Raw genomic sequence first — 24,809 nt, 5'->3', positions numbered from 1 at the left:
AATCCTGAGCTGAGCAAGTCGATGACTAAAAAACTCCATATAAAAACCTGGGGCTGTCAGATGAACGAATACGATTCATCCAAGATGGCCGATCTGCTGGATACCACCCACGGATACCAGCTGACTGAAAATGCGAAAGAAGCGGACGTGCTGCTGCTGAACACCTGTTCGATTCGTGAAAAAGCGCAGGAAAAAGTCTTTCACGTATTAGGGCGCTGGAAACTTCTCAAACGAAAAAATCCGGACCTGATCATCGGGGTGGGCGGCTGCGTCGCGTCGCAGGAAGGCAAGCTGATCCGCCAGAGAGCCCCGTATGTGGATATTGTCTTTGGTCCTCAGACCCTGCACCGCCTGCCGGAGATGATCAATCAGGTTCGCGGCAACCGTAGCCCGGTCGTTGACGTCAGCTTCCCGGAAATCGAAAAATTCGACCGTCTGCCAGAGCCGCGAGCCGATGGCCCAACCGCCTTCGTCTCCATCATGGAGGGCTGCAACAAATACTGCACGTACTGCGTGGTGCCTTACACCCGTGGTGAAGAAGTCAGCCGTCCGGCAGACGATATTCTGTTTGAAATCGCACAGCTTGCCGCGCAGGGCGTTCGCGAAGTTAACCTGCTGGGCCAGAACGTTAACGCCTGGCGCGGGGAAAACTACGACGGTACCACCGGCAGCTTTGCTGAGCTGCTGCGCCTGGTGGCCGCGATTGACGGCATCGACCGCATTCGCTTTACCACCAGCCATCCGATGGAGTTTACCGATGACATCATTGACGTCTATCGCGATACGCCAGAGCTGGTGAGCTTCCTGCACCTGCCGATTCAGTGCGGCTCTGACCGCGTGCTGAACCTGATGGGCCGCCCGCATACGGTGCTGGAATATAAGTCCACCATTCGCAAGCTGCGTGAAGCGCGTCCGGATATCCAGATTAGCTCTGACTTTATCGTCGGCTTCCCTGGCGAAACCGCTGATGACTTCGAGCGCACCATGAAGCTCATCGGCGAAGTGAATTTTGACGTCAGCTACAGCTTCATCTTCTCTGCGCGTCCCGGGACACCGGCGGCCGATATGGTTGACGATGTGCCGGAAGAAGAGAAAAAGCAACGTCTGTATATTCTGCAGGAACGTATTAACCAGCAGGCCAACGCGTGGAGCCGCCGCATGCTCGGCACCGTTCAGCGCATTCTGGTGGAAGGCACTTCCCGTAAGAGCATTATGGAGCTGTCCGGTCGTACTGAAAACAACCGCGTGGTGAACTTTGAAGGCACTCCGGATATGATCGGTAAATTCGTGGACGTCGAGATTATCGAAGTGCTGACCAACTCGCTGCGCGCGAAAGTGGTCCGCACCGAGGACGAAATGGGCCTGCGTATTGCCGAGTCACCGGAATCCGTCATCTCTCGTACTCGCAAAGAAAACGATTCTGGCGTTGGGATTTACCAGCCATAATCCTTCTGGCCTGCCCTTCCGGCAGGCCTTGTATTTCCTCTCATCGTCCCCAATATCTTCCGCAACGCTTGCGCCTTTATTCTGTGGCGTGAATAATTTCGGTAATGACCGTTTTATTGCGCCGTGTGGCAGCGGGTCAGTTAACCAATCAAAGAGGAACAGTTTGAACATAGATACGCGTGAAATTAGCCTTGAGCCAGCAGACAACGCTCGCCTGCTGAGCCTGTGCGGGCCGTTTGATGACAACATCAAACAACTGGAGCGACGTCTGGGTATCGAAATCAATCGTCGCGATAATCATTTCAAACTTACCGGACGCCCTATCTGCGTCAATGCCGCTGCGGACATTCTGCGTAGCCTGTATGTCGATACCTCCCCGATGCGCGGCGAAATTCAGGATATCGAACCGGAACAAATTCACCTCGCTATTAAAGAGGCGCGCGTGCTTGAGCAAAGCGCGGAAAGCGTGCCGGACTACGGTAAGGCAATCCATATCAAGACGAAACGTGGCGTCATTAAGCCGCGTACGCCAAACCAGGCACAGTACATCGCCAATATCCTCGACCACGACATCACCTTCGGGGTGGGTCCGGCGGGCACGGGTAAAACCTATCTGGCCGTTGCCGCGGCGGTCGATGCGCTGGAACGTCAGGAGATCCGTCGAATTCTGCTGACCCGTCCGGCCGTTGAAGCGGGCGAAAAGCTGGGCTTCCTGCCGGGCGATCTGAGCCAGAAGGTCGACCCGTATCTGCGCCCTTTATACGACGCGCTGTTCGAAATGCTGGGCTTTGAGAAGGTCGAGAAGCTGATTGAGCGTAACGTTATCGAAGTGGCCCCGCTCGCCTACATGCGCGGCCGTACGCTGAACGATGCGTTCATCATTCTCGATGAGAGCCAGAACACCACCATTGAACAGATGAAGATGTTCCTGACGCGTATCGGCTTTAACTCGAAAGCGGTCATTACCGGCGACGTCACCCAGATCGACCTGCCGCGCAGCACCAAATCCGGCCTGCGCCACGCCATTGAGGTGCTGGCCGAGGTCGACGAAATCAGCTTTAACTTCTTCCACAGCGAAGACGTGGTACGCCACCCGGTGGTCGCGCGTATCGTTAACGCCTATGAAGCCTGGGAAGAGGCGGATCAGAAGCGTAAGGCCGAACTGGCCGCAGAACGTAAGCGCGAAGCGCAGGAGCAAGAACAGAAATGAGTCAGGTGATCCTCGATTTACAGCTGGCCTGTGAAGACAATTCCGGCATGCCAGATGAGGCACAGTTTCAGAAATGGCTGGATGCCGTTATTCCTCAGTTTCAGGAAGAATCAGAAGTTACGATTCGCCTGGTGGATGAAGCAGAAAGCCATGAGCTTAACCTGACCTATCGCGGGAAAGATAAGCCGACCAACGTGCTCTCTTTCCCGTTCGAAGCGCCGCCGGGCATCGAGATGCCGCTGCTGGGCGATCTGATCATCTGCCGTCAGGTGGTTGAACAGGAAGCCAAAGAGCAGCAAAAGCCGCTTGAGGCCCACTGGGCGCATATGGTTGTACACGGCAGCCTGCATCTGCTCGGCTACGATCACATTGAAGATGACGAAGCGGAAGAGATGGAGTCCCTCGAGACAGAGATAATGCTTGCTCTGGGCTATGAGGATCCGTACATTGCCGAGAAAGAATAGTCCGTCACCTGACTGACTCCCCTGCCGCCACGAAAGGATATCGCGTGGCGGTAAACGTTGAACTAACAAGAGAACCCTTAACAAACGCCATGAGCGACGACAATTCACACAGTAGCGACACGACAACCAGTAAAAAGGGATTTTTCTCCCTCATTCTGAACCAGCTTTTCCACGGCGAACCCAAAAACCGTGATGAACTGCTGGAGCTGATTCGTGATTCCGGGCAGAACGACCTTATCGACGAAGATACGCGCGAAATGCTCGAAGGGGTCATGGACATCGCCGACCAGCGCGTTCGCGATATCATGATCCCCCGCTCGCAGATGATCACCCTGAAACGTAACCAGACCCTGGACGAGTGCCTCGATGTCATCATCGAATCCGCCCACTCGCGTTTCCCGGTCATCAGCGAAGACAAAGATCACATCGAAGGGATTTTAATGGCGAAAGATCTGCTGCCGTTTATGCGCAGCGATGCAGAAGCCTTCAGCATGGAAAAAGTGTTACGCCAGGCCGTGGTTGTACCGGAAAGTAAACGTGTGGATCGGATGCTGAAAGAGTTTCGCTCTCAGCGTTACCACATGGCGATTGTTATTGATGAATTTGGTGGCGTTTCCGGTCTGGTCACGATCGAGGATATTCTTGAGCTGATTGTGGGCGAAATCGAAGACGAGTACGACGAAGAAGAAGATATCGACTTCCGTCAGCTCAGCCGTCACACCTGGACCGTTCGTGCGCTTGCCTCCATTGAGGACTTCAATGACGCCTTCGGGACCCACTTCAGTGATGAAGAGGTCGATACCATTGGCGGACTGGTGATGCAGGCCTTTGGCCACCTCCCTGCGCGCGGTGAGACCGTTGACATCGACGGTTACCAGTTCAAAGTGGCAATGGCCGACAGCCGACGTATTATACAGGTTCACGTCAGAACGCCGGACGACTCACCGGTGCCAAAACTGGAAGATTAATGTAAATGGCATTTGCCCCATTGCTTGAACGCCAGCGCGTCCGTTTGCTGCTGGCGCTGTTACTCGGAGCCAGCGGTACGCTGGCTTTTTCTCCTTACGACATCTGGCCTGCGGCCATACTCTCCCTGATGGGGCTTCAGGGTCTGACCCTGCATCGTCGTCCGGTACAGGCTGCCGCTATTGGCTACTTCTGGGGACTGGGGCTGTTTGGCTCAGGTATTAACTGGGTCTACGTCAGCATCGCCCAGTTTGGCGGTATGCCGGGCCCGGTTAACGTCTTCCTGGTGGTACTGCTCGCCGCGTATCTCTCGCTCTATACCGGTCTGTTCGCCGGCATCCTTTCTCGCCTGTGGCCCAAAACCAGCTGGCTGCGCCTCGCCATTGCCGCACCGGTGGTCTGGCAAATCACGGAATTCCTGCGCGGCTGGGTGCTGACCGGCTTCCCGTGGCTGCAGTTCGGCTACAGTCAGATTGACGGCCCGCTCAAGGGCCTGGCGCCGGTCATGGGCGTTGAGGCCATTAACTTCCTGCTGATGGTGGTCAGCGGCCTGCTGGTCCTGGCGCTGGTCACGCGCGGCTGGAAGCCGCTGGTTGTGGCGCTGGTGCTGTTCGCCCTGCCCTTCCCGCTGCGCTATATCCAGTGGTTCACGCCTGAGCCCGATCGCGCTATGCAGGTTTCCATGGTTCAGGGGAACATCCCGCAGTCCATGAAGTGGGACGAGAAAGAGCTGCTGAACACGCTGAAGATCTACGCCAACGCCACCGAAGAGGTGATGGGTAAATCGCAGCTGATTATCTGGCCGGAGTCTGCCATTCCCGATCTGGAGATCAACCAGCAGCCGTTCCTCAACATGATGAACGACCTGCTGCTCTCGCGTGGCAGCACGCTAATCACCGGGATTGTCGATGCGCGTCTGAATCAGCAAAACCGCTACGACACCTACAACACCATCATTACGCTCGGAAAAGACAGCGAATACAGCTACCACTCCACTGACCGGTACAACAAGAACCATCTGGTGCCGTTCGGTGAATTTGTCCCGCTGGAGTCGATTCTGCGCCCGCTGGCCCCGTTCTTCGACCTGCCGATGTCCTCCTTCAGCCGCGGCCCGTACGTACAGCCTCAGCTGCACGCGCACGGCGCAGCCCTGACGGCGGCTATCTGCTACGAAATCATCCTCGGCGAGCAGGTGCGCGATAACTTCCGCCCTGATACAGACTATCTGCTGACCATCTCCAACGATGCCTGGTTTGGTAAGTCTATCGGCCCGTGGCAGCACTTCCAGATGGCACGTATGCGCTCTCTGGAGCTGGCGCGTCCGCTGCTGCGCAGCACCAACAACGGCATCACCGCTGTGATTGGTCCGCAGGGTGAAATCCAGGCGATGATCCCGCAGTTTACCCGAGAGGTGCTGACCACGAATGTCACGCCAACCACCGGGCTGACGCCATATGCGCGCACCGGCAACTGGCCGCTGTGGATCCTGACCGCGCTATTCGGCTTTGGCGCGGTGCTGATGAGCCTGCGCCAGCGTCGTAAATAACCTTCCCTTCTGTTGCCGGGTGGCGGCTACGCCTTACCCGGCAATCCCTCCCAAATCTTAAAACTGGCACGCCTATTGCTTTGTTTATTCAGGTAAACGCAGTTTGGCTTAACGTGCAACTTTGTCGCACCAGCGTAGATCACCGGTAGCACCGTAACGGTGCAACGGGAGATATTTGCCTCTGAATGGTGCGGCGCGCTTCGCAAAAATAAACAATAACGCAGCAAAATCTTTACATTAAGCCAGACTAAATGTTAACAAGCTTGCATAACACTGCACTCGCATTGCGCGAGATATAACAACATCACAATGGGTATCAATGCGTCGCTGGCGCTGATAAAAAAGGAGTTGGGTATGCAATTACGTAAACTGGCCACAGCAATGCTGGTTATGGGAATGTCTGCAGGCGTGGTTCACGCTGAAGATGCGCCTGCAGCAGGCAGTACTCTCGACAAGATTGCCAAAAACGGCGTTATCGTGGTCGGCCACCGTGAATCTTCTGTCCCGTTCTCTTACTACGACAACACGCAAAAAGTCGTGGGCTATTCACAGGATTACTCCAACGCCATCGTTGAAGCCGTGAAGAAAAAGCTGAACAAACCTGACCTGCAGGTGAAGCTGATCCCAATCACTTCACAGAACCGTATTCCACTGCTGCAAAACGGCACCTTTGACTTCGAGTGTGGCTCCACCACTAACAACCTGGAGCGTCAGAAACAGGCAGCTTTCTCTGACACCATCTTTGTCGTGGGTACCCGCCTGCTGACGAAGAAAGGCGGTGAGATCAAAGACTTCGCTGACCTGAAAGGTAAAGCGGTTGTCGTGACCTCCGGAACCACGTCAGAAGTGCTGCTCCACAAGCTGAACGACGAGAAGAAAATGGACATGCGCATCATCAGCGCGAAAGACCATGGCGACTCCTTCCGTACCCTGGAAAGCGGTCGCGCCGTCGCGTTTATGATGGATGACGCCCTGCTGGCGGGCGAGCGTGCGAAAGCGAAAAAACCAGACAACTGGGATATCGTCGGTACCGCGCAGTCGAAAGAAGCCTACGGCTGTATGCTGCGTAAAGACGATCCGCAGTTTAAAAAGCTGATCGATGACACCATCGCTCAGGTGCAGACCTCCGGCGAAGCGGAAAAATGGTTCGACAAATGGTTCAAGAACCCGATTCCACCGAAAAACCTGAACATGAATTTTGAATTGTCTGAGGACATGAAAGCACTGTTCAAATCTCCAAATGACAAGGCTCTTAACTAATTAGAACAACAGGGGCGGGATCTCCTGCCCTCTCGATTGTCGGGAAGCATGGACAGACTATACGTTGAGTGGTCGTTCCCCACTCAGCGCGAAAAATAAGCTTCTCACCAATCTTCGAGGGTAGCGCTGCTACCCTTTTTTTTCTGGAGTTTATTATGTCAATCGACTGGAACTGGGGCATATTCCTGCAACAAGCCCCGTTCGGCAACACCACCTATCTTGGCTGGCTGTGGAGCGGCTTTCAGGTCACCGTGGCATTATCGATAACGGCGTGGATTATCGCGTTTCTTGTCGGTTCTTTGTTCGGTATTCTGCGCACCGTCCCTAACCGCTTTCTTTCAACACTTGGCACCCTGTATGTGGAACTGTTCCGTAACGTTCCGCTGATCGTGCAATTCTTTACCTGGTATCTGGTTATCCCGGAACTACTGCCGGAAAATATTGGGATGTGGTTCAAGTCGGAACTGGATCCGAACGTGCAGTTTTTTGTCTCCTCCATGATGTGTCTGGGGCTGTTTACCGCTGCGCGCGTTTGCGAGCAGGTGCGTGCCGCCATTCAGTCATTGCCGCGCGGACAAAAAAATGCGGGCCTGGCGATGGGCCTGACGCTGCCCCAAACCTACCGCTACGTGCTGCTGCCAAACGCCTACCGCGTTATCGTTCCACCGATGACCTCAGAGATGATGAACCTGGTGAAAAACTCGGCCATCGCCTCGACTATCGGCCTGGTCGATATGGCCGCGCAGGCGGGCAAACTGTTGGATTACTCCGCTCACGCGTGGGAATCCTTCACCGCGATCACGCTCGCGTATGTTCTGATTAACGCTTTCATCATGCTGGTGATGAACCTGGTTGAACGCAAAATTCGCCTGCCGGGCAATATGGGGGGCAAATAATGTACGAATTTGACTGGAGTTCTGTCGTTCCATCCATGCCTTACCTGCTTGATGGACTGATGATTACCTTAAAAATCACCGTCATTGCCATCATCGTCGGTATCGTCTGGGGCACCCTGCTGGCCGTCATGCGCCTGTCGAGCTTTAAGCCGCTCGCATGGTTTGCAACCGCCTACGTTAACGTGTTCCGCTCCATCCCGCTGGTGATGGTGCTGTTGTGGTTTTACCTGATTGTGCCCGGCTTCCTGCAAAACGTGCTGGGGCTGTCGCCGAAAACCGATATCCGTCTGATCTCCGCCATGGTGGCGTTCTCAATGTTTGAGGCCGCTTACTACTCTGAGATTATCCGAGCGGGCATTCAGAGTATCTCCCGTGGGCAATCCAGCGCCGCGCTGGCCCTGGGGATGACGCACTGGCAGTCCATGCAGCTCATTATTCTGCCGCAGGCGTTTCGCGCCATGGTTCCGCTCCTGCTTACCCAGGGTATCGTGTTGTTCCAGGATACCTCGCTGGTCTACGTTCTGAGTCTGGCAGACTTCTTCCGTACCGCGTCAACCATCGGTGAACGTGATGGTACGCAGGTTGAGATGGTGCTCTTTGCGGGTGCGGTCTATTTTGTGATTAGTTTAAGCGCGTCGCTGTTGGTCAGCTGGCTGAAGAAAAGGACGGTATAATGATTTCCCTGAAAAATGTTTCTAAATGGTATGGGCACTTTCAGGTGCTGACCGACTGCTCCACCGAGGTAAAAAAAGGCGACGTGGTAGTGGTGTGCGGACCGTCCGGTTCCGGTAAATCGACGCTGATCAAAACCGTTAACGGACTGGAGCCGGTCCAGCAGGGTGAGATCGTCGTCAACGGCACCAAAGTCAACGACAAGAAAACCAACCTCGCCCAGCTTCGCTCTCACGTTGGCATGGTGTTCCAGCATTTTGAGCTGTTCCCACACCTCTCCATTATTGAGAACCTGACGCTGGCGCAGGTAAAAGTGCTTAAGCGTGATAAAAAAGCGTCGCGCGAGAAAGGTCTGAAGCTCCTGGAACGCGTTGGCCTCTCTGCGCATGCCGATAAGTTCCCGGCGCAGCTCTCCGGCGGCCAACAGCAGCGTGTGGCGATCGCCCGCGCGCTGTGCATGGATCCGGTGGCGATGCTGTTTGATGAGCCAACGTCGGCGCTCGATCCAGAGATGATCAACGAAGTGCTGGACGTGATGGTCGAGCTGGCGCACGAAGGGATGACCATGATGGTTGTGACCCACGAAATGGGCTTCGCCCGTAAGGTGGCCAACCGCGTGATCTTTATGGACGAAGGGAAAATTGTCGAAGATTCTCCGAAAGAGGAGTTCTTCGCCAACCCGAAATCTGAACGTGCAAAAGATTTCCTCGCCAAAATCCTGCATTAATCTTCCCGGTGCGCAATCTGCGGATTGCGCACTGCTTCACGCTTTAACTCTCTTTATCTATTCGGCGTCACATTGCAGCGTTAACCTTGTCACAAAATAACGCTATGAATGGAGAACGCTATGGCACAACCCATCATTTTCGATTGCGATCCGGGTCATGATGACGCGATCGCGCTCGTTCTTGCATTTGCCTCCCCTGAACTCGACGTCAAAGCCGTCACCTCTTCCGCCGGAAACCAGACGCCGGATAAAACCCTGCGTAACGTTTTGCGCATGCTGACGCTGCTTGGGCGCACCGATATTCCCGTCGCCGGTGGCGCCCTCAAGCCCCTGATGCGTGAATTAATTATCGCGGATAACGTGCATGGTGAAAGCGGGCTGGACGGTCCGGCACTGCCGGAGCCGGGCTTTACGCCGCAAAACTGTACCGCCGTGGAGCTGATGGCGAAGGTGCTGCGCGAGAGCGCGGAGCCCGTCACGCTGGTGGCAACGGGACCGCAAACCAACGTCGCGCTGCTGCTGAACTGCCATCCTGAACTGCACGGTAAAATCGCCCGTATCGTCATCATGGGCGGAGCCATGGGGCTGGGAAACTGGACGCCGTCCGCAGAATTCAACATTTTTGTCGACCCGGAAGCGGCGGAGATTGTGTTCCAGTCAGGCTTGCCAGTTGTGATGGCAGGGCTGGACGTGACCCATCGCGCACAGATTATGGCAGACGACATTGAGCGCTTCCGTGCCGTAGGTAATCCGGTCGCGACAACCGTGGCTGAGCTGCTCGACTTCTTTATGGAGTATCACAAAGCCGAGAAGTGGGGCTTCCACGGCGCGCCGCTGCACGATCCGTGCACCATTGCCTGGCTGTTAAAACCGGAGATGTTTACTACTGTTCACAGATGGGTTGGCGTCGAAACGCAGGGGAAATACACCCAGGGCATGACGGTGGTGGACTACTACTCGCTGACGGGAAATAAGCCGAATACTACGGTGATGGTGGATATTGACCGGGAGGCGTTTGTGGATTTGCTGGCGGAGAGGCTGGCTTACTATAGTGCGTAGTGCGGCCTGATGCCCTCACCCCGGCCCTCTCCCACAGGGAGAGGGCGCAAACCTGCGCTTTACTTAGGGCTCAAACGGCCGACGCTGGAACTGATCGTGGCCGCATTTCGGACATAGCGGCAGAACCTCCGGCGTATACACCGCAATATGGTGGTGGCAATTCTCGCACACCAGATTTCCCAGCCCGACCACCTCACCGCTGTGGTACACACCGTGGTGGTTCAAATCCTGAAAGACCTCGCGCCACTCCAGCTGCGTTTTATCCGTGATATCGGCCAGCTCCTGCCACAGGCTCTCTTTGATCACCCGCATGAAAACGCTGTCCGTGACCTCCTCCTGGCTCTCCTGGTAGCTGCGCGCGAACTCCTCCAGATCGCGACGCACGGCACGCGTCACCTCTTCCACTTCGGTTCGCGTTAACTCACCCGTTTGCGACACGCGGGCACGCGCCTGCTCCACCAGCGCATCGATATCGCGCTCGCCGTTACGCAGCCGCTCCGTCAGTGTCGCCACCAGTTCGCGGTAAAATTGAGCAACCTTGTTCATCATTTTGCCTCCCGGGTAAGTAACTATTTCTAATAATAGACCTTATTTCACCGCCGCTTTGTCAGGTGAAGCACAGACCCGGTAAATTCCTGCAAAGCGCATTTGTGCGAAAGGCTGTTTTGACGCGGGCGTTTGGGCTATGCTATGCGGATCTGAATTACCACATCCATTGGCTACATTTGTAGCTGTATTGAAAACAGGACCACTGGCTGCCATGCAAGAGCAATACCGCCCGGAAGAGATAGAATCAAAAGTCCAGCAACACTGGGACGAGAAGCGCACCTTTGAAGTAACCGAAGACGAGAGCAAAGAGAAGTATTACTGCCTGTCGATGCTTCCCTATCCTTCTGGTCGACTACACATGGGCCACGTGCGTAACTACACCATCGGCGATGTGATTGCGCGTTACCAGCGCATGCTCGGCAAAAACGTGCTCCAGCCTATCGGCTGGGATGCGTTCGGTCTTCCTGCGGAAGGCGCAGCGGTCAAAAACAACACCGCACCGGCACCGTGGACGTACGACAACATCGCGTACATGAAAAACCAGCTCAAAATGCTGGGCTTTGGCTATGACTGGAGCCGCGAGCTGGCAACCTGTACCCCAGAATACTATCGCTGGGAGCAGAAGTTCTTCACCGAGCTGTACAAAAAAGGGCTGGTGTATAAGAAGACCTCTGCCGTTAACTGGTGCCCGAACGACCAGACCGTTCTCGCGAACGAACAGGTTATTGATGGCTGCTGCTGGCGCTGTGACACCAAAGTAGAGCGTAAAGAGATCCCGCAGTGGTTTATCAAAATCACCGCTTATGCTGATGAGCTGCTGAACGATCTGGATAACCTGGACCACTGGCCAGATACCGTTAAGACCATGCAGCGCAACTGGATCGGCCGTTCCGAAGGCGTGGAAATCACCTTCAACGTTGAGAACTACGACCAGACCCTGACCGTCTACACCACCCGTCCGGACACCTTCATGGGCGCGACCTACCTGGCCGTGGCCGCAGGTCACCCGCTGGCGCAGAAAGCAGCGGAAAACAATCCGGAACTGGCCACCTTCATCGACGAGTGCCGCAACACCAAAGTGGCCGAAGCCGATATGGCGACGATGGAGAAAAAAGGCGTTGATACCGGCTTTAAAGCCATTCACCCGCTGACTGGCGAAGCGATCCCTGTCTGGGCCGCCAACTTCGTACTGATGGAATACGGCACGGGCGCCGTGATGGCCGTTCCGGGTCACGATCAGCGCGACTACGAATTTGCCACCAAATATGGCCTGACCATCAAGCCTGTTATCCTGGCGGCTGACGGTTCAGAACCAGACCTGTCTGAACAAGCGCTGACCGAAAAAGGTACCTTGTTCAACTCCGGCGAGTTCAGCGGTCTGAGCTTCGAAGAGGGCTTCAACGCCATCGCCGATAAGCTGGCCTCTCTGGGCGTGGGTGAGCGTAAGGTTAACTTCCGTCTGCGCGACTGGGGCGTATCCCGTCAGCGTTACTGGGGTGCACCGATCCCAATGGTGACGCTGGAAGATGGCACCGTGATGCCAACGCCGGAAGATCAGCTCCCGGTTATCCTGCCGGAAGACGTCGTCATGGACGGCATCACCAGCCCGATCAAAGCCGATCCTGAGTGGGCAAAAACCACCGTCAACGGTCAGCCTGCGCTGCGCGAAACCGACACCTTTGACACCTTTATGGAGTCATCCTGGTACTATGCGCGCTACACCTGCCCGCAGTATCAGGAAGGCATGCTGGATTCCAAAGCGGCAAACTACTGGCTGCCGGTAGATATCTACATCGGCGGCATTGAACACGCCATCATGCACCTGCTTTACTTCCGCTTCTTCCACAAGCTGATGCGCGATGCGGGCATGGTGAACTCTGACGAACCGGCCAAACAGCTGCTGTGTCAGGGCATGGTGCTGGCAGATGCATTCTATTACGTCGGCGCCAACGGCGAGCGTAACTGGGTTTCTCCGGTTGATGCCATTGTCGAGCGCGACGAGAAAGGCCGTATCGTGAAGGCGAAAGACGCCGAAGGCCATGAACTGGTTTATACCGGCATGAGCAAGATGTCCAAGTCGAAAAACAACGGTATCGACCCACAGGTGATGGTTGAGCGTTACGGTGCTGACACCGTTCGTCTGTTCATGATGTTTGCCTCTCCGGCTGATATGACTCTGGAGTGGCAGGAATCTGGCGTTGAAGGCGCTAACCGTTTCCTGAAACGCGTCTGGAAACTGGTTTATGAACATACTGCTCTGGGTGATGCCCCGGCGCTGAACGCCGCCGCACTGACTGAAGATCAGCAGGCGCTGCGTCGCGATGTTCATAAAACGATTGCGAAAGTGACCGATGATATTGGTCGTCGTCAGACCTTCAATACCGCAATTGCGGCTATTATGGAACTGATGAACAAGCTGGCGAAGGCCCCGCAGGACGGTGAGCAGGATCGCGCCTTAATGCGTGAAGCACTGCTGGCCGTCGTTCGCATGCTGAACCCGTTCACGCCGCACGTTAGCTTTACCCTGTGGCAGGAGCTGAAAGGCGAAGGCGATATCGACAACGCGCCGTGGCCGCAGGCTGACGAAGCCGCGATGGTGGAAAACACCACGCTGGTAGTGGTTCAGGTGAACGGTAAAGTCCGCGGTAAAATTACCGTGGCGGTCGATGCAACCGAAGAACAGGTTCGCGAGCGCGCGGGTCAGGAACCTCTGGTCGCAAAATATCTTGAGGGCGTTACCGTACGTAAAGTGATCTACGTACCGGGTAAACTGCTCAATCTGGTCGTTGGCTAAGCGCGGGAGGAAACGTGCGACAACTGGCAACAATACTCTTATCACTGGCGGTGCTTGTCACCGCTGGCTGCGGATGGCACCTGCGCAATACCACGGCGGTGCCTGCTGAGATGAAAACGATGATTTTCGACTCATCAGATCCGAATGGCCCACTCAGCCGGGCAATTCGTAATCAGCTACGTCTGAACGGCGTTGAGCTTGTTGAAAAACAAACGCTGCGCCAGGATGTACCGTCCCTACGTCTGCTAGGAGGTGGTCTGGCGCGAGATACAGCCTCTATCTTCCAGGATGGGCGTACCGCAGAGTATCAGATGGTGCTGACGGTCAACGCGGCAGTCCTGATCCCGGGTAAAGACATCTACCCAATCAGCGCTAAAGTGTACCGTTCGTTCTTCGATAACCCGCAGACGGCGCTGGCAAAAGATGCCGAACAGCAGATTATCATCAACGAAATGTACGACAAGGCGGCGGAACAGCTGATCCGTAAACTGCCAAGTATTGCAGCGTCTACCAAACAAGGCTCTGACATTGTTGAAAAACCGTTTGCCGGCACGCTTCCTGCTGCTAACTCTCTGGGTAAATGATGATCAGGCTATATCCTGAACAACTCCGCGCGCAGCTCAAAGAAGGGCTGCGCGCGGCGTATCTGCTTCTTGGAAACGATCCGTTATTACTTCAGGAAAGCCTTGATGCCGTGCGGCATGAGGCCGCTTCTCAGGGCTTTGATGAACACCACACCGTCCAGCTGGATAACAGCACCGACTGGAATGCCCTCTTCTCACTCTGTCAGGCGATGAGCCTTTTTGCGTCGCGCCAGACTATTCAGATCCTGCTGCCGGAGAACGGCCCTAACGCGGCCATCAATGAACAGCTGGCCACGCTGGTCAGCCTGCTTCACAGCGATCTGCTGCTGATTGTGCGCGGTAACAAGCTCACCAAAGCGCAGGAAAACGCGGCGTGGTTCACACAACTCGCAGCCCACGCAGTGCAGGTCACCTGTCAGACGCCTGAACAGGCGCATCTGCCAAAATGGGTCGCAGCGAGAGCGAAGCAGAACAACCTTGAGCTGGATGATGCGGCGAACCAACTGCTCTGCTACTGCTATGAAGGCAATCTGCTTGCACTGGCACAGGCGCTGGACAGACTCTCCCTGCTCTGGCCGGATGGCAAGCTGACCTTGCCGCGCGTCGAGCAGGCCGTTAACGACGCGGCACACTTCACGCCGTTCCACTGGGTGGACGCGCTGCTGTCGGCGAAAAGCAAACGCGCCCTGCATATTCTGCAACAGCTGCGTCTCGAAGGGAGCGAACCCGTTATTCTGCTGCGTACGCTGCAGCGCGAATTACTGCTGCTGATTACGCTCAAGCGTCAGTCTGCCCATACGCCGCTGCGTTCGCTGTTTGATAAACACCGCGTGTGGCAAAATCGCCGGGCTTTGACCACCGAGGCCGTCAACCGCCTGAGTCATGAACAGCTTCGTCAGGCTGTACAGCTTCTGATGCGCGCAGAGCTCACGTTAAAACAAGATTACGGCCAGTCGGTGTGGGCGGAGCTGGAAAGCCTTTCTCTGCTGCTCTGCCACAAGGCGCTGGCAGACGTTTTTATTGATGGATAGCATGCATTCTTTACAGGCCTTATATGGCGGCACCTTCGACCCGGTACATTACGGGCATCTGAAGCCGGTTGAAATTCTGGCGAATCTGATCGGCCTTCAGCGCGTCACCATTATGCCCAACAATGTCCCGCCCCATCGTCCACAGCCCGAGGCGACCAGCGAGCAGCGAAAAGAGATGCTTGCCCTTGCCATTGCAGATAAACCCCTCTTCCGACTTGACGAGCGTGAGCTGCGTCGCGACACACCCTCCTGGACATCTCAGACGCTTCAGGAGTGGCGCGCCGAACAAGGGCCTGACCAGCCGCTGGCGTTTATCATCGGCCAGGATTCCCTGCTGAATTTCCCCACATGGCATCAGTATGAAACTATTCTGGACAACAGCCACCTGCTGGTCTGCCGCCGTCCGGGCTATCCGCTGACCATGCGCGAAGCGCAGTACCAGCAGTGGCTGGAAGACCATCTCACCGATAATGTTGAAGATCTTCATAATCAGCCTGCCGGGAAGATCTATCTTGCGGAAACGCCGTGGTTCGATATCTCTGCGACCCTCATTCGTGAGCGTTTACAGCAGGGTTTAGCGTGTGACGATCTGCTCCCCGCACCGGTGTTAGCCTATATCCATGCGCACGGTTTGTATCAGAAAAGCGCAGATGAATAGCCGGAGGGCATAAAAAGGGGCTTATTGTTTATCCTGCCTTGACAGGGTAAGCCATACTGTTATTCTCCGCTGCCAGACTTTCCCGCCGATAATTGCTTTACAGAAATTGTTTTACAAAAATGGCGATGCAATCTCAGGCGGAGGGTGGGATGATACCCGCCTTCTGAAGCCCGACCGGAGACATTTGTCCCGACACAGGCGTGAGTTCAGGTATACTGTCTGGCTACGAATTCAAAGTTTTACAATCTCATTCACCCCAGGGGGAAAACTTGCAGGGTAAAGCACTCCAGGATTTTGTTATTGACAAAATTGATGACCTGAAAGGTCAGGACATCATCGCTATCGACGTTAAGGGTAAATCCAGTATCACCGACTGCATGATCATCTGCACCGGTACATCGACGCGTCATGTTGTTTCGATTGCCGATCACGTGGTCCAGGAATCGCGTGCAGCAGGGCTGTTGCCGCTGGGCGTTGAAGGTGAAGCGACGGCTGACTGGGTGGTAGTCGACCTCGGCGATGTGATTGTCCACGTCATGCAGGACGAGAGTCGTCGCCTGTATGAGCTGGAAAAACTCTGGGGTTAATGCGTGAAGTTGCAGCTGGTCGCCGTCGGCACCAAAATGCCGGACTGGGTACAAACCGGTTTTACTGAATATCTGCGTCGTTTTCCAAAAGACATGCCGTTCGAGCTGGTGGAAATTCCCGCCGGTAAGCGCGGCAAGAACGCTGATATCAAACGTATTCTCGATAAAGAGGGCGAACTGATGCTGGCTGCCGCAGTCAAGAACCGCATCGTCACCCTCGATATTCCAGGTAAACCCTGGGATACGCCGCAGCTGGCGCAAGAACTGGAGCGCTGGAAGCAGGATGGCCGTGACGTCAGTCTGTTGATTGGCGGGCCAGAAGGGTTATCCCCTGCCTGCAAAGCGGCGGCTGAACAAAGTTGGTCCCTCTCCGCGCTGACGCTTCCCCATCCGCTCGTTCGGGTACTGGTGGCTGAAAGCCTGTATCGCGCGTGGAGCATTACTACCAACCACCCCTATCACCGCGAGTAATGACTGACCAGGGTAGATTAAGCAGCGGATGAAACTACAGAATTCTTTTCGCGACTATACGGCTGAGTCCGCGCTGTTTGTGCGCCGGGCGCTGGTCGCCTTTACCGGGATTTTGCTGCTTACCGGCGTGCTGATCGCCAACCTTTATAATCTGCAAATTGTCCGCTTTACCGACTACCAGACGCGTTCAAACGAAAACCGTATTAAGCTGGTGCCTATCGCACCCAGCCGCGGCATTATTTACGATCGTAACGGCACCCCGCTGGCGCTAAACCGCACCATCTATCAAATCGAGATGATGCCGGAAAAAGTCGATAACGTTCAGGATACGCTGGAAGCGCTAAAGAGCGTTGTCGACCTTAACGATGACGATATCGCCGCCTTCAAAAAAGAGCGCGCCCGCTCTCACCGTTTTACCTCCATTCCGGTTAAAACCAATCTGACGGAAGTCCAGGTGGCCCGCTTTGCGGTGAACCAGTACCGTTTCCCCGGCGTGGAAGTGAAGGGCTATAAGCGTCGCTACTATCCCTACGGCTCCGCGCTGACGCATGTGATTGGCTACGTTTCCAAGATTAACGACAAAGACGTTGACCGTCTTGATAAAGACGGCAAGCTGGCCAACTACGCCGCAACGCACGATATCGGTAAGCTGGGGATCGAACGTTACTACGAAGACGTTCTGCACGGGCAAACCGGCTATGAAGAGGTTGAGGTTAACAACCGTGGCCGCGTGATCCGCCAGCTGAAAGAAGTGCCGCCTCAGGCGGGGCATGACGTCTATCTGACGCTCGACCTCAAGCTTCAGCAGTATATTGAAACCCTGCTGGCGGGCAGTCGTGCAGCCGTTGTGGTCACCGATCCTCGTACCGGCGGCATCCTGGCGATGGTCTCCATGCCTAGCTATGACCCGAACCTCTTCGTTGACGGCATATCCAGTAAAGACTATTCCGGTCTGCTGAACGATCCGAACACGCCGCTGGTGAACCGTGCAACGCAAGGGGTTTACCCGCCGGCATCAACGGTTAAACCGTACGTCGCGGTTTCTGCGCTGAGTGCCGGCGTCATCAACCGTAATACCAGCCTGTTTGACCCAGGCTGGTGGCAGCTACCCGGCTCAGATAAGCGCTATCGTGACTGGAAAAAATGGGGCCACGGTCATCTGAACGTCACCAAATCGCTGGAGGAGTCTGCGGATACCTTCTTCTATCAGGTGGCGTATGACATGGGGATCGACCGCCTGTCAGAATGGATGAGCAAATTCGGCTACGGACACTATACCGGCGTTGACCTTGCAGAAGAACGCTCCGGCAACATGCCGACGCGCGAATGGAAGCTGAAGCGCTTTAAAAAACCGTGGTATCAGGGCGACACCATTCCGGTGGGTATCGGTCAGGGCTACTGGACGGCAACGCCGCTTCAGATGAACAAAGCCATGATGATCCTCATCAATGACGGCGTGGTGAAAGTGCCGCATCTGCTGCAGAGTACGGTTGAAGACGGCAAAAAAGTGCCGTGGAACCAGCCGCATGAAGCCCCGGTGGGTGACATACATTCAGGCTTCTGGGAAATTGCGAAAGACGGTATGTACGGCGTGGCAAACCGTCCGAACGGTACCGCACACAAGTATTTCGCCGGGACGCCGTACAAAGTGGCGGCGAAGTCCGGTACTGCGCAGGTGTTTGGTCTTAAGGCCAATGAAACCTATAACGCGCACCGCATTGCTGAACGTCTGCGTGACCATAAGCTGATGACGGCGTTTGCTCCTTATGACAACCCGCAGGTCGCGGTGGCAATGATTCTCGAGAACGGCGGTGCCGGGCCTGCAGTAGGGACCATCATGCGCCAGATCCTTGACCACATTATGCTGGGTGATAACAACACCGAACTGCCGGCTGAAAACCCGGCCGCCGCTGCGGCGGAGGACCAATAATCATGACGGATAATCCAAATAAAAAATCGCTGTGGGACAAAATCCACATCGACCCAGCCATGCTGCTGATCCTGCTGGCTCTGCTGGTTTACAGCGCGCTGGTTATCTGGAGCGCCAGCGGCCAGGACATCGGGATGATGGAGCGCAAAATCGGCCAGATCGCCATGGGTCTAATTATCATGGTGGTGATGGCGCAGATCCCGCCGCGCGTCTACGAAGGCTGGGCGCCCTATCTCTACATCTTCTGTATTATTCTGCTGGTTGCGGTCGATGCGTTTGGCGCCATTTCAAAAGGGGCGCAGCGCTGGCTGGATCTGGGCGTTGTCCGCTTCCAGCCCTCTGAAATTGCCAAAATCGCCGTTCCACTGATGGTGGCACGCTTTATCAACCGCGACGTCTGTCCGCCGTCTCTGAAGAATACCGCTATCGCGCTGGTGCTGATTTTCCTGCCAACGCTGCTGGTTGCGGCACAGCCTGACCTGGGGACCTCAATCCTTATTGCCCTCTCCGGCCTGTTTGTCCTGTTCCTGTCGGGACTGAGCTGGCGCCTGATTGGTATCGCGGTGGTGCTGATTGCGGCTTTCATTCCTATCCTGTGGTTCTTCCTGATGCATGACTACCAGCGCCAGCGCGTTATGATGCTGCTCGATCCGGAAACCGATCCGCTGGGCGCGGGCTATCATATTATTCAGTCAAAGATTGCGATTGGCTCCGGCGGGCTGCGCGGTAAAGGCTGGCTGCACGGCACGCAGTCTCAGCTGGAATTTTTACCGGAACGCCACACCGACTTTATCTTTGCCGTACTGGCGGAAGAACTGGGACTGGTTGGCATCTTAATATTGCTGGCGCTTTATGTACTGCTGATCATGCGTGGATTGTGGATTGCAGCACGCGCGCAAACCACCTTTGGTCGCGTCATGGCTGGCGGGTTGATGCTGATTTTATTCGTTTATGTCTTCGTAAATATTGGTATGGTGAGTGGTATTCTGCCGGTGGTAGGCGTACCGCTGCCGCTGGTGAGTTACGGAGGCTCGGCACTGATCGTGTTGATGGCCGGGTTTGGTATCGTGATGTCGATCCATACCCACAGAAAAATGTTGTCAAAAAGCGTATAAAAATAAGGGGATCGGAATGCGTAAGCAGTGGCTGGGGATCTGCATTGCGGCAAGTTTACTTGCGGCCTGCACAAGTGATGATGGTCAGCAACAGGCAACCGTCGCGCCGCCGCAGCCTGCGGTGTGTAATGGCCCGATCGTTGAAATCAGCGGTGCCGATCCCGTTTATGAACCGCTGAATGCCAGTGCCAATCAGGATTACGAGCGCGACGGCAAAAGCTATAAAATTGTTCAGGACCCTTCCCGTTTCAGTCAGGCGGGCTTTGCCGCCATTTATGATGCCGAGCCAGGCAGTAACCTGACGGCATCCGGGGAAGCGTTTGACCCAATGCAGCTGACGGCAGCACATCCGACGCTGCCTATCCCGAGCTACGCCCGTATCACCAACCTGGCGAACGGCCGTATGATCGTCGTGCGCATCAACGACCGCGGCCCGTACGGGAATGACCGGGTGATTTCCCTGTCGCGCGCGTCTGCCGATCGCCTGAACACCTCGAACAACACCAAGGTCCGTATTGACCCGATTATCGTCGCGCAGGATGGTTCGCTCTCCGGGCCGGGAACCGCGTGTACGACGGTCGCAAAACAAACCTATGCCCTTCCTGACCGCCCAAATCTTGACGGCGGAATGGGAAGCGTCTCGTCTCCGGCAGAGCCTGCTCAGCCGGGGGGAGAAATCCGCCCGATCAGTAATGATACGCTGCAAAGCGAGGATTCTACCGGCGCGCCGGTAAAGAGTAGCGGTTTTCTTGGCGCCCCAACGACCTTAGCCTCGGGCGTGCTGGAAGGCAGTGAGCCTACCCCAGCCCCAGCTCCCGTTGCTGCACCAGCGACCCAGCAAGCTCCCGTAACGGCGCCCGCGGCCACGCAAAGTGCGGCGGTGGTGGCTCCAACAGCAGCCAGCGGCAGCTATGTGGTTCAGGTTGGTGCAGTGAGCGATCAGGCCCGTGCCAAACAGTATCAGCAGCGTCTGAGCCAGCAATTTAGCGTACCAGGACGCGTTGAGCAGAACGGTGCGGTCTGGCGCATTCAGATGGGGCCGTTTGCCAGCAAATCGCAGGCCGCATCCTTGCAGCAGCGTCTGCAGAATGAAGCTCAGCTTCAGTCATTTATCGCTGTTGCAAAATAATTAACCGGCGGTATCCGAATTGTCAGTTTGTGTAAAACGCATTCACAAACTCATGCTTAAAGTCGGATGCCTGCCTGAATAGCATTTGCTATAGTAAGGCACTTTTTTTAATTCCATCACGGATGTCGTAGTTCTGACCATGAAGACCACTTTTTCTGCTCGTTTTGTGCAGCGCATGGCGCTGACCACGGCCCTTTGCGCGGCTGCGCTCTCTGCAGCTCACGCCGATGACCTGAATATCAAGACCATGATCCCTGGCGTTCCGCAAATCGACGCGGAATCCTACATCCTGATCGATTACAACTCTGGCAAAGTGCTGGCAGAACAGAATGCCGATGCCCGCCGTGACCCGGCCAGCCTGACCAAAATGATGACCAGCTACGTTATCGGCCAGGCGATGAAGGCGGGTAAATTCAAAGAATCGGATCTGGTCACCATCGGTAACGATGCGTGGGCAACCGGGAACCCTGTTTTCAAAGGTTCCTCTCTGATGTTCCTGAAGCCGGGTATGCAGGTTCCTGTTTCCCAGCTGATTCGCGGTATCAACCTGCAGTCGGGTAACGACGCCTGCGTGGCAATGGCCGATTTCGCCGCCGGTAGCCAGGACGCCTTCGTGGGCCTGATGAACAGCTACGTGAACGCGCTGGGTCTGAAAAATAGCCATTTCCAGACCGTACACGGCCTGGATGCAGACGGCCAGTACAGCTCCGCGCGTGACATGGCGCTGATTGGTCAGGCGCTGATCCGCGATGTCCCCAATGAATACTCTATCTATAAAGAGAAAGAGTTCACTTTCAACGGTATTCGTCAGACCAACCGTAACGGTCTGCTGTGGGATAACAGCCTGAACGTTGACGGCATCAAAACTGGCCACACCGACAAAGCGGGCTACAACCTGGTGGCCTCTGCCACTGAAGGTCAGATGCGTCTGATCTCTGCCGTGATGGGCGGCCGCACCTTCAAAGGTCGTGAAACAGAAAGCAAGAAACTGCTGACCTGGGGCTTCCGTTTCTTCGAAACCGTGAATCCACTGAAAGCAGGCAAAGAGTTTGCGTCTGAACCCGTCTGGTTCGGCGACAACGACCGTGCTTCTCTCGGCGTTGATAAAGACCTGTACCTGACCATTCCGCGTGGTCGTATGAAGGATCTGAAAGCCAGCTACGTACTGAACAGCACCGAGTTGCACGCCCCGCTGCAGAAGAACCAGGTTGTGGGCACCATCAACTTCCAGCTGGATGGCAAAACGATCGATCAGCGTCCGCTGGTGGTCCTGCAAGAAATTCCTGAAGGCAATTTCTTCGGCAAAATCATTGATTACATTAAATTGATGTTCCACCACTGGTTTGGTTAAAAATTGAACACTTGAAAGTGTGATTTTGATCCCCATATACTAAGTATCCTGATAACTCCCACCTGACGTGGGAGTTATTATTTTTTGACGTTACGCCGGAGCTGACATGAAAACCAAACTTAACGAACTGCTTGAATTCCCTACCTCATTTACCTACAAAGTAATGGGTCTGGCGAAACCTGAGCTGGTTGATCAGGTGGTTGAAGTGGTACAGCGCCATGCGCCCGGTGACTACTCTCCGTCAGTAAAACCAAGCAGCAAGGGCAACTACCACTCGGTTTCTATTACCATCACTGCGACACATATTGAGCAGGTTGAAACGCTTTACGAAGAACTCGGCAATATCGAAATTGTTCGTATGGTGCTGTAGCCCCTTCGCGGTTACCCGGTTTGCCGGGTAACCCCTCTCCCCGCTGTGATATAATCCCGCACACCTTTTGTCCCTCGTCTTCGGAGACGCAGTTTTGTATCAGGATAAAATTCTGGTCCGTCACCTCGGGCTGCAACCTTATGAGCCTGTCTCCCAGGCTATGCATGACTTCACCGATTCACGCGATGACAGCACCCCGGATGAGATCTGGCTTGTCGAACACCTGCCGGTATTTACTCAGGGTCAGGCGGGTAAAGCAGAACATTTGTTAATGACGGGAGATATCCCGGTTATTCAGAGCGATCGCGGCGGTCAGGTCACTTACCATGGACCCGGGCAGCAGGTGATGTACGTCCTGCTCAACCTGAAGCGCAGAAAGCTGGGCGTCCGCGAACTGGTTACCTTACTGGAACAAACTGTCGTCAACACGCTGGCGGAATATGGTATTGATGCGCATCCGCGAGCCGATGCGCCTGGGGTGTACGTTGGGGAAATGAAGATCTGCTCTCTGGGGCTGCGTATTCGTAAAGGCTGTTCGTTCCACGGCCTGGCATTGAACATTAATATGGATCTCGCCCCTTTCCAGCGCATAAACCCCTGCGGCTACGCCGGCATGGAAATGACGCAAGTGCGTCAGTGGGTTGAAACCGCTACGCCAGACAGTATTCGTCCCGTGCTTTTGAAGAATGTTTTAGCACTACTTAACAATCCCCCACACGAATATATCGTTGCTTAATATATCATACAACATGGCTCGCTAATTTGGCGGGCCACCGTTTATTTACCGTTTTTGCGCTTTACAATAATCCACAGATTCTATATTTTCGAAGCGCCCGAATATTACCGCTACATATTATTTAGCCTCCAGCAAGTACGGCAAACACGGCATAAGTAACGTGAGCAATTATCACACAAGTGTTTGCTTTTGATAAACAAGTGAAACAAAACCAACACTTTACGAATCTCTACAAGCATAATAAATAAATTCAACTATCATTCATATTGTGAATGTATACGGAGTGAAAGCGTGGAGTATAATAATTTACCAGCCAAACGACTGAATGAACCTGGTGGCGAAGACAAGCCGCAAATTTTTCGGACTTTACGTAATATTGATCTCAATTTATTGACTATTTTTGAGGCAGTATATGTCCATAAGGGTATCGTTAACGCTGCGAAAATTCTTAATCTCACGCCTTCAGCAATAAGCCAGTCAATCCAAAAGCTGCGCGCTATATTTCCTGACCCGTTATTTATCCGTAAGGGCCAGGGGGTAACGCCGACGGCTTACGCCACGCATCTGCATGAGTACATCAGCCAGGGTCTGGAGTCGATTCTGGGCGCACTGGATTTAACCGGGAGCTATGATAAGCAAAGAACCATCACCATCGGCTGTTCCCCTTCTGTGGGTGTACTGGTCATGCCTGCGATCTTTCAGGCCGTGAAAGAGCATGCTCCGCAGCTCCTGCTTCGCAATGTGCCTCTCAATGAACCTGACATTCAACTTGCCCAGTTCCAGACGGACCTGATTATAGAAAGCGGCAGCTTCAGTGCCAGAGCGCTGGGTCAAAATGTGCTCTATGCAGATAATCTGGTGCTGGTTTGCCGCCAGCAGCATCCTGCTCTTAGCGAGCCGTTGACCATCGAAAACCTTCGCAACTACGACCATTCGTCTTTCATGACCGAAGGGCAGTCTAACCATGCACTTCGTCAGCGCATTGATGAAATTTTCCCTGAACGACAGATCAGCTTCAGCAGCTACAATATGTTTACCACCGCATCCCTGATCGGTAGCAGCGACATGCTGTGCGTTATGCCATCACGCCTGTACAGTCTGCTACGAAAATGCTGGCCGCTGGAAAGCATTCCGCTCAGCCAGCTTAATGCGGAATCTATCGAGATTTCACTGCATTATAACAAGCTGAGTTTGCGCGATCCGGTCCTGGAAAACGTTATCCGCATTATCCGTCAGGCCTTCTGACAGGTTTACCCAG

General features: G+C 54.8%; 24 protein-coding genes. 23 read left to right on the top strand and 1 reads right to left on the bottom strand.

Annotated features, from left to right (window positions below; translation table 11 throughout):
* Positions 1 to 21: 21 nt before the first annotated feature.
* The 10 genes from miaB to rihA all read left to right on the top strand — a co-directional run bounded on the left by miaB (position 22) and on the right by rihA (position 10,246).
* Complete coding sequence (miaB, locus tag PUP35_RS05950) at positions 22 to 1,446, top strand: tRNA (N6-isopentenyl adenosine(37)-C2)-methylthiotransferase MiaB (RefSeq protein ID WP_111964387.1); 1,425 nt, start codon at positions 22 to 24, stop codon at positions 1,444 to 1,446.
* Positions 1,447 to 1,609: 163 nt separating this feature from the next.
* A complete protein-coding gene (locus PUP35_RS05945) occupies positions 1,610 to 2,656 on the top strand; it encodes a PhoH family protein (protein WP_274242321.1) in 1,047 nt (348 codons plus the stop codon).
* Positions 2,653 to 3,120, top strand: a complete 468-nt coding sequence (ybeY, locus tag PUP35_RS05940) for an rRNA maturation RNase YbeY (RefSeq protein ID WP_008501052.1) — start codon at positions 2,653 to 2,655, stop codon at positions 3,118 to 3,120. Before PUP35_RS05945 ends, ybeY begins: the two co-directional genes overlap by 4 nt.
* An 89-nt stretch (positions 3,121 to 3,209) precedes the next feature.
* Entirely contained in the window at positions 3,210 to 4,088 is an 879-nt protein-coding gene (corC, locus tag PUP35_RS05935; RefSeq protein WP_021242574.1) for a CNNM family magnesium/cobalt transport protein CorC, read from the top strand.
* A 5-nt stretch (positions 4,089 to 4,093) separates the two neighbouring features.
* Entirely contained in the window at positions 4,094 to 5,632 is a 1,539-nt protein-coding gene (lnt, locus tag PUP35_RS05930) for an apolipoprotein N-acyltransferase (protein ID WP_274242320.1), read from the top strand.
* A gap of 354 nt (positions 5,633 to 5,986) precedes the next feature.
* Entirely contained in the window at positions 5,987 to 6,892 is a 906-nt protein-coding gene (locus tag PUP35_RS05925; protein WP_023334902.1) for an amino acid ABC transporter substrate-binding protein, read from the top strand.
* 155 nt (positions 6,893 to 7,047) lie between these two features.
* On the top strand, positions 7,048 to 7,788 hold the full coding sequence (gene gltJ / locus PUP35_RS05920) for a glutamate/aspartate ABC transporter permease GltJ (protein WP_008501048.1): 741 nt from the start codon (positions 7,048 to 7,050) through the stop codon (positions 7,786 to 7,788).
* Entirely contained in the window at positions 7,788 to 8,462 is a 675-nt protein-coding gene (gene gltK / locus PUP35_RS05915) for a glutamate/aspartate ABC transporter permease GltK (protein WP_111964391.1), read from the top strand. The genes gltJ and gltK overlap by 1 nt, the downstream gene beginning before the upstream one ends.
* Complete coding sequence (locus PUP35_RS05910; protein ID WP_014883001.1) at positions 8,462 to 9,187, top strand: amino acid ABC transporter ATP-binding protein; 726 nt, start codon at positions 8,462 to 8,464, stop codon at positions 9,185 to 9,187. The genes gltK and PUP35_RS05910 overlap by 1 nt, the downstream gene beginning before the upstream one ends.
* A 120-nt stretch (positions 9,188 to 9,307) precedes the next feature.
* Positions 9,308 to 10,246, top strand: a complete 939-nt coding sequence (rihA, locus tag PUP35_RS05905) for a pyrimidine-specific ribonucleoside hydrolase RihA (RefSeq protein ID WP_127730037.1) — start codon at positions 9,308 to 9,310, stop codon at positions 10,244 to 10,246.
* Between the two features lie 63 nt (positions 10,247 to 10,309).
* On the opposite strand, the gene PUP35_RS05900 is transcribed toward rihA, so the two are convergent.
* Positions 10,310 to 10,792: a zinc ribbon-containing protein gene (locus PUP35_RS05900; RefSeq protein WP_115876039.1), complete on the bottom strand. Its 483-nt coding sequence runs from the start codon at positions 10,790 to 10,792 to the stop codon at positions 10,310 to 10,312.
* Positions 10,793 to 11,006: 214 nt separating this feature from the next.
* Between PUP35_RS05900 and leuS the strand changes: the two genes are divergently transcribed.
* The 13 genes from leuS (at position 11,007) to PUP35_RS05835 (ending at position 24,796) form a co-directional block, all read left to right on the top strand.
* On the top strand, positions 11,007 to 13,589 hold the full coding sequence (gene leuS, locus PUP35_RS05895) for a leucine--tRNA ligase (RefSeq protein WP_146749031.1): 2,583 nt from the start codon (positions 11,007 to 11,009) through the stop codon (positions 13,587 to 13,589).
* A 14-nt stretch (positions 13,590 to 13,603) separates the two neighbouring features.
* On the top strand, positions 13,604 to 14,173 hold the full coding sequence (gene lptE, locus PUP35_RS05890; RefSeq protein WP_274242319.1) for an LPS assembly lipoprotein LptE: 570 nt from the start codon (positions 13,604 to 13,606) through the stop codon (positions 14,171 to 14,173).
* Positions 14,173 to 15,204 (top strand): DNA polymerase III subunit delta, encoded by a 1,032-nt coding sequence (gene holA, locus PUP35_RS05885; protein ID WP_115874492.1) that lies wholly within the window; start codon positions 14,173 to 14,175, stop codon positions 15,202 to 15,204. Before lptE ends, holA begins: the two co-directional genes overlap by 1 nt.
* Positions 15,197 to 15,862 (top strand): nicotinate-nucleotide adenylyltransferase, encoded by a 666-nt coding sequence (gene nadD, locus PUP35_RS05880; RefSeq protein WP_136195347.1) that lies wholly within the window; start codon positions 15,197 to 15,199, stop codon positions 15,860 to 15,862. Before holA ends, nadD begins: the two co-directional genes overlap by 8 nt.
* A 269-nt stretch (positions 15,863 to 16,131) precedes the next feature.
* Positions 16,132 to 16,449, top strand: a complete 318-nt coding sequence (gene rsfS / locus PUP35_RS05875) for a ribosome silencing factor (RefSeq protein ID WP_023334893.1) — start codon at positions 16,132 to 16,134, stop codon at positions 16,447 to 16,449.
* 3 nt (positions 16,450 to 16,452) lie between these two features.
* Positions 16,453 to 16,920 carry a 23S rRNA (pseudouridine(1915)-N(3))-methyltransferase RlmH gene (gene rlmH, locus PUP35_RS05870; RefSeq protein ID WP_274242318.1) on the top strand — a complete coding sequence of 156 codons (468 nt, stop codon included), beginning with the start codon at positions 16,453 to 16,455 and terminating at the stop codon, positions 16,918 to 16,920.
* Positions 16,921 to 16,948: 28 nt separating this feature from the next.
* Positions 16,949 to 18,850 carry a peptidoglycan DD-transpeptidase MrdA gene (mrdA, locus tag PUP35_RS05865; RefSeq protein ID WP_008501038.1) on the top strand — a complete coding sequence of 634 codons (1,902 nt, stop codon included), beginning with the start codon at positions 16,949 to 16,951 and terminating at the stop codon, positions 18,848 to 18,850.
* Positions 18,851 to 18,852: 2 nt separating this feature from the next.
* Positions 18,853 to 19,965, top strand: a complete 1,113-nt coding sequence (mrdB, locus tag PUP35_RS05860) for a peptidoglycan glycosyltransferase MrdB (protein ID WP_023310746.1) — start codon at positions 18,853 to 18,855, stop codon at positions 19,963 to 19,965.
* Positions 19,966 to 19,981: 16 nt separating this feature from the next.
* A complete protein-coding gene (rlpA, locus tag PUP35_RS05855; protein ID WP_274242317.1) occupies positions 19,982 to 21,094 on the top strand; it encodes an endolytic peptidoglycan transglycosylase RlpA in 1,113 nt (370 codons plus the stop codon).
* A gap of 139 nt (positions 21,095 to 21,233) precedes the next feature.
* A complete protein-coding gene (gene dacA / locus PUP35_RS05850; protein ID WP_032638844.1) occupies positions 21,234 to 22,445 on the top strand; it encodes a D-alanyl-D-alanine carboxypeptidase DacA in 1,212 nt (403 codons plus the stop codon).
* 106 nt (positions 22,446 to 22,551) lie between these two features.
* A complete protein-coding gene (ybeD, locus tag PUP35_RS05845) occupies positions 22,552 to 22,815 on the top strand; it encodes a DUF493 family protein YbeD (protein WP_006177135.1) in 264 nt (87 codons plus the stop codon).
* A gap of 94 nt (positions 22,816 to 22,909) precedes the next feature.
* A complete protein-coding gene (gene lipB / locus PUP35_RS05840) occupies positions 22,910 to 23,551 on the top strand; it encodes a lipoyl(octanoyl) transferase LipB (protein ID WP_274242316.1) in 642 nt (213 codons plus the stop codon).
* A gap of 291 nt (positions 23,552 to 23,842) precedes the next feature.
* Complete coding sequence (locus tag PUP35_RS05835; protein WP_115874489.1) at positions 23,843 to 24,796, top strand: YbeF family transcriptional regulator; 954 nt, start codon at positions 23,843 to 23,845, stop codon at positions 24,794 to 24,796.
* Positions 24,797 to 24,809 lie beyond the last annotated feature (13 nt).

The organism is Enterobacter sp. S-33 (assembly GCF_028735835.1).
Taxonomy (GTDB): domain Bacteria; phylum Pseudomonadota; class Gammaproteobacteria; order Enterobacterales; family Enterobacteriaceae; genus Enterobacter; species Enterobacter vonholyi.
The sequence above is the reverse complement of the archived record's forward strand: the minus strand, read 5'-3'. Positions and strand labels throughout refer to the sequence as shown.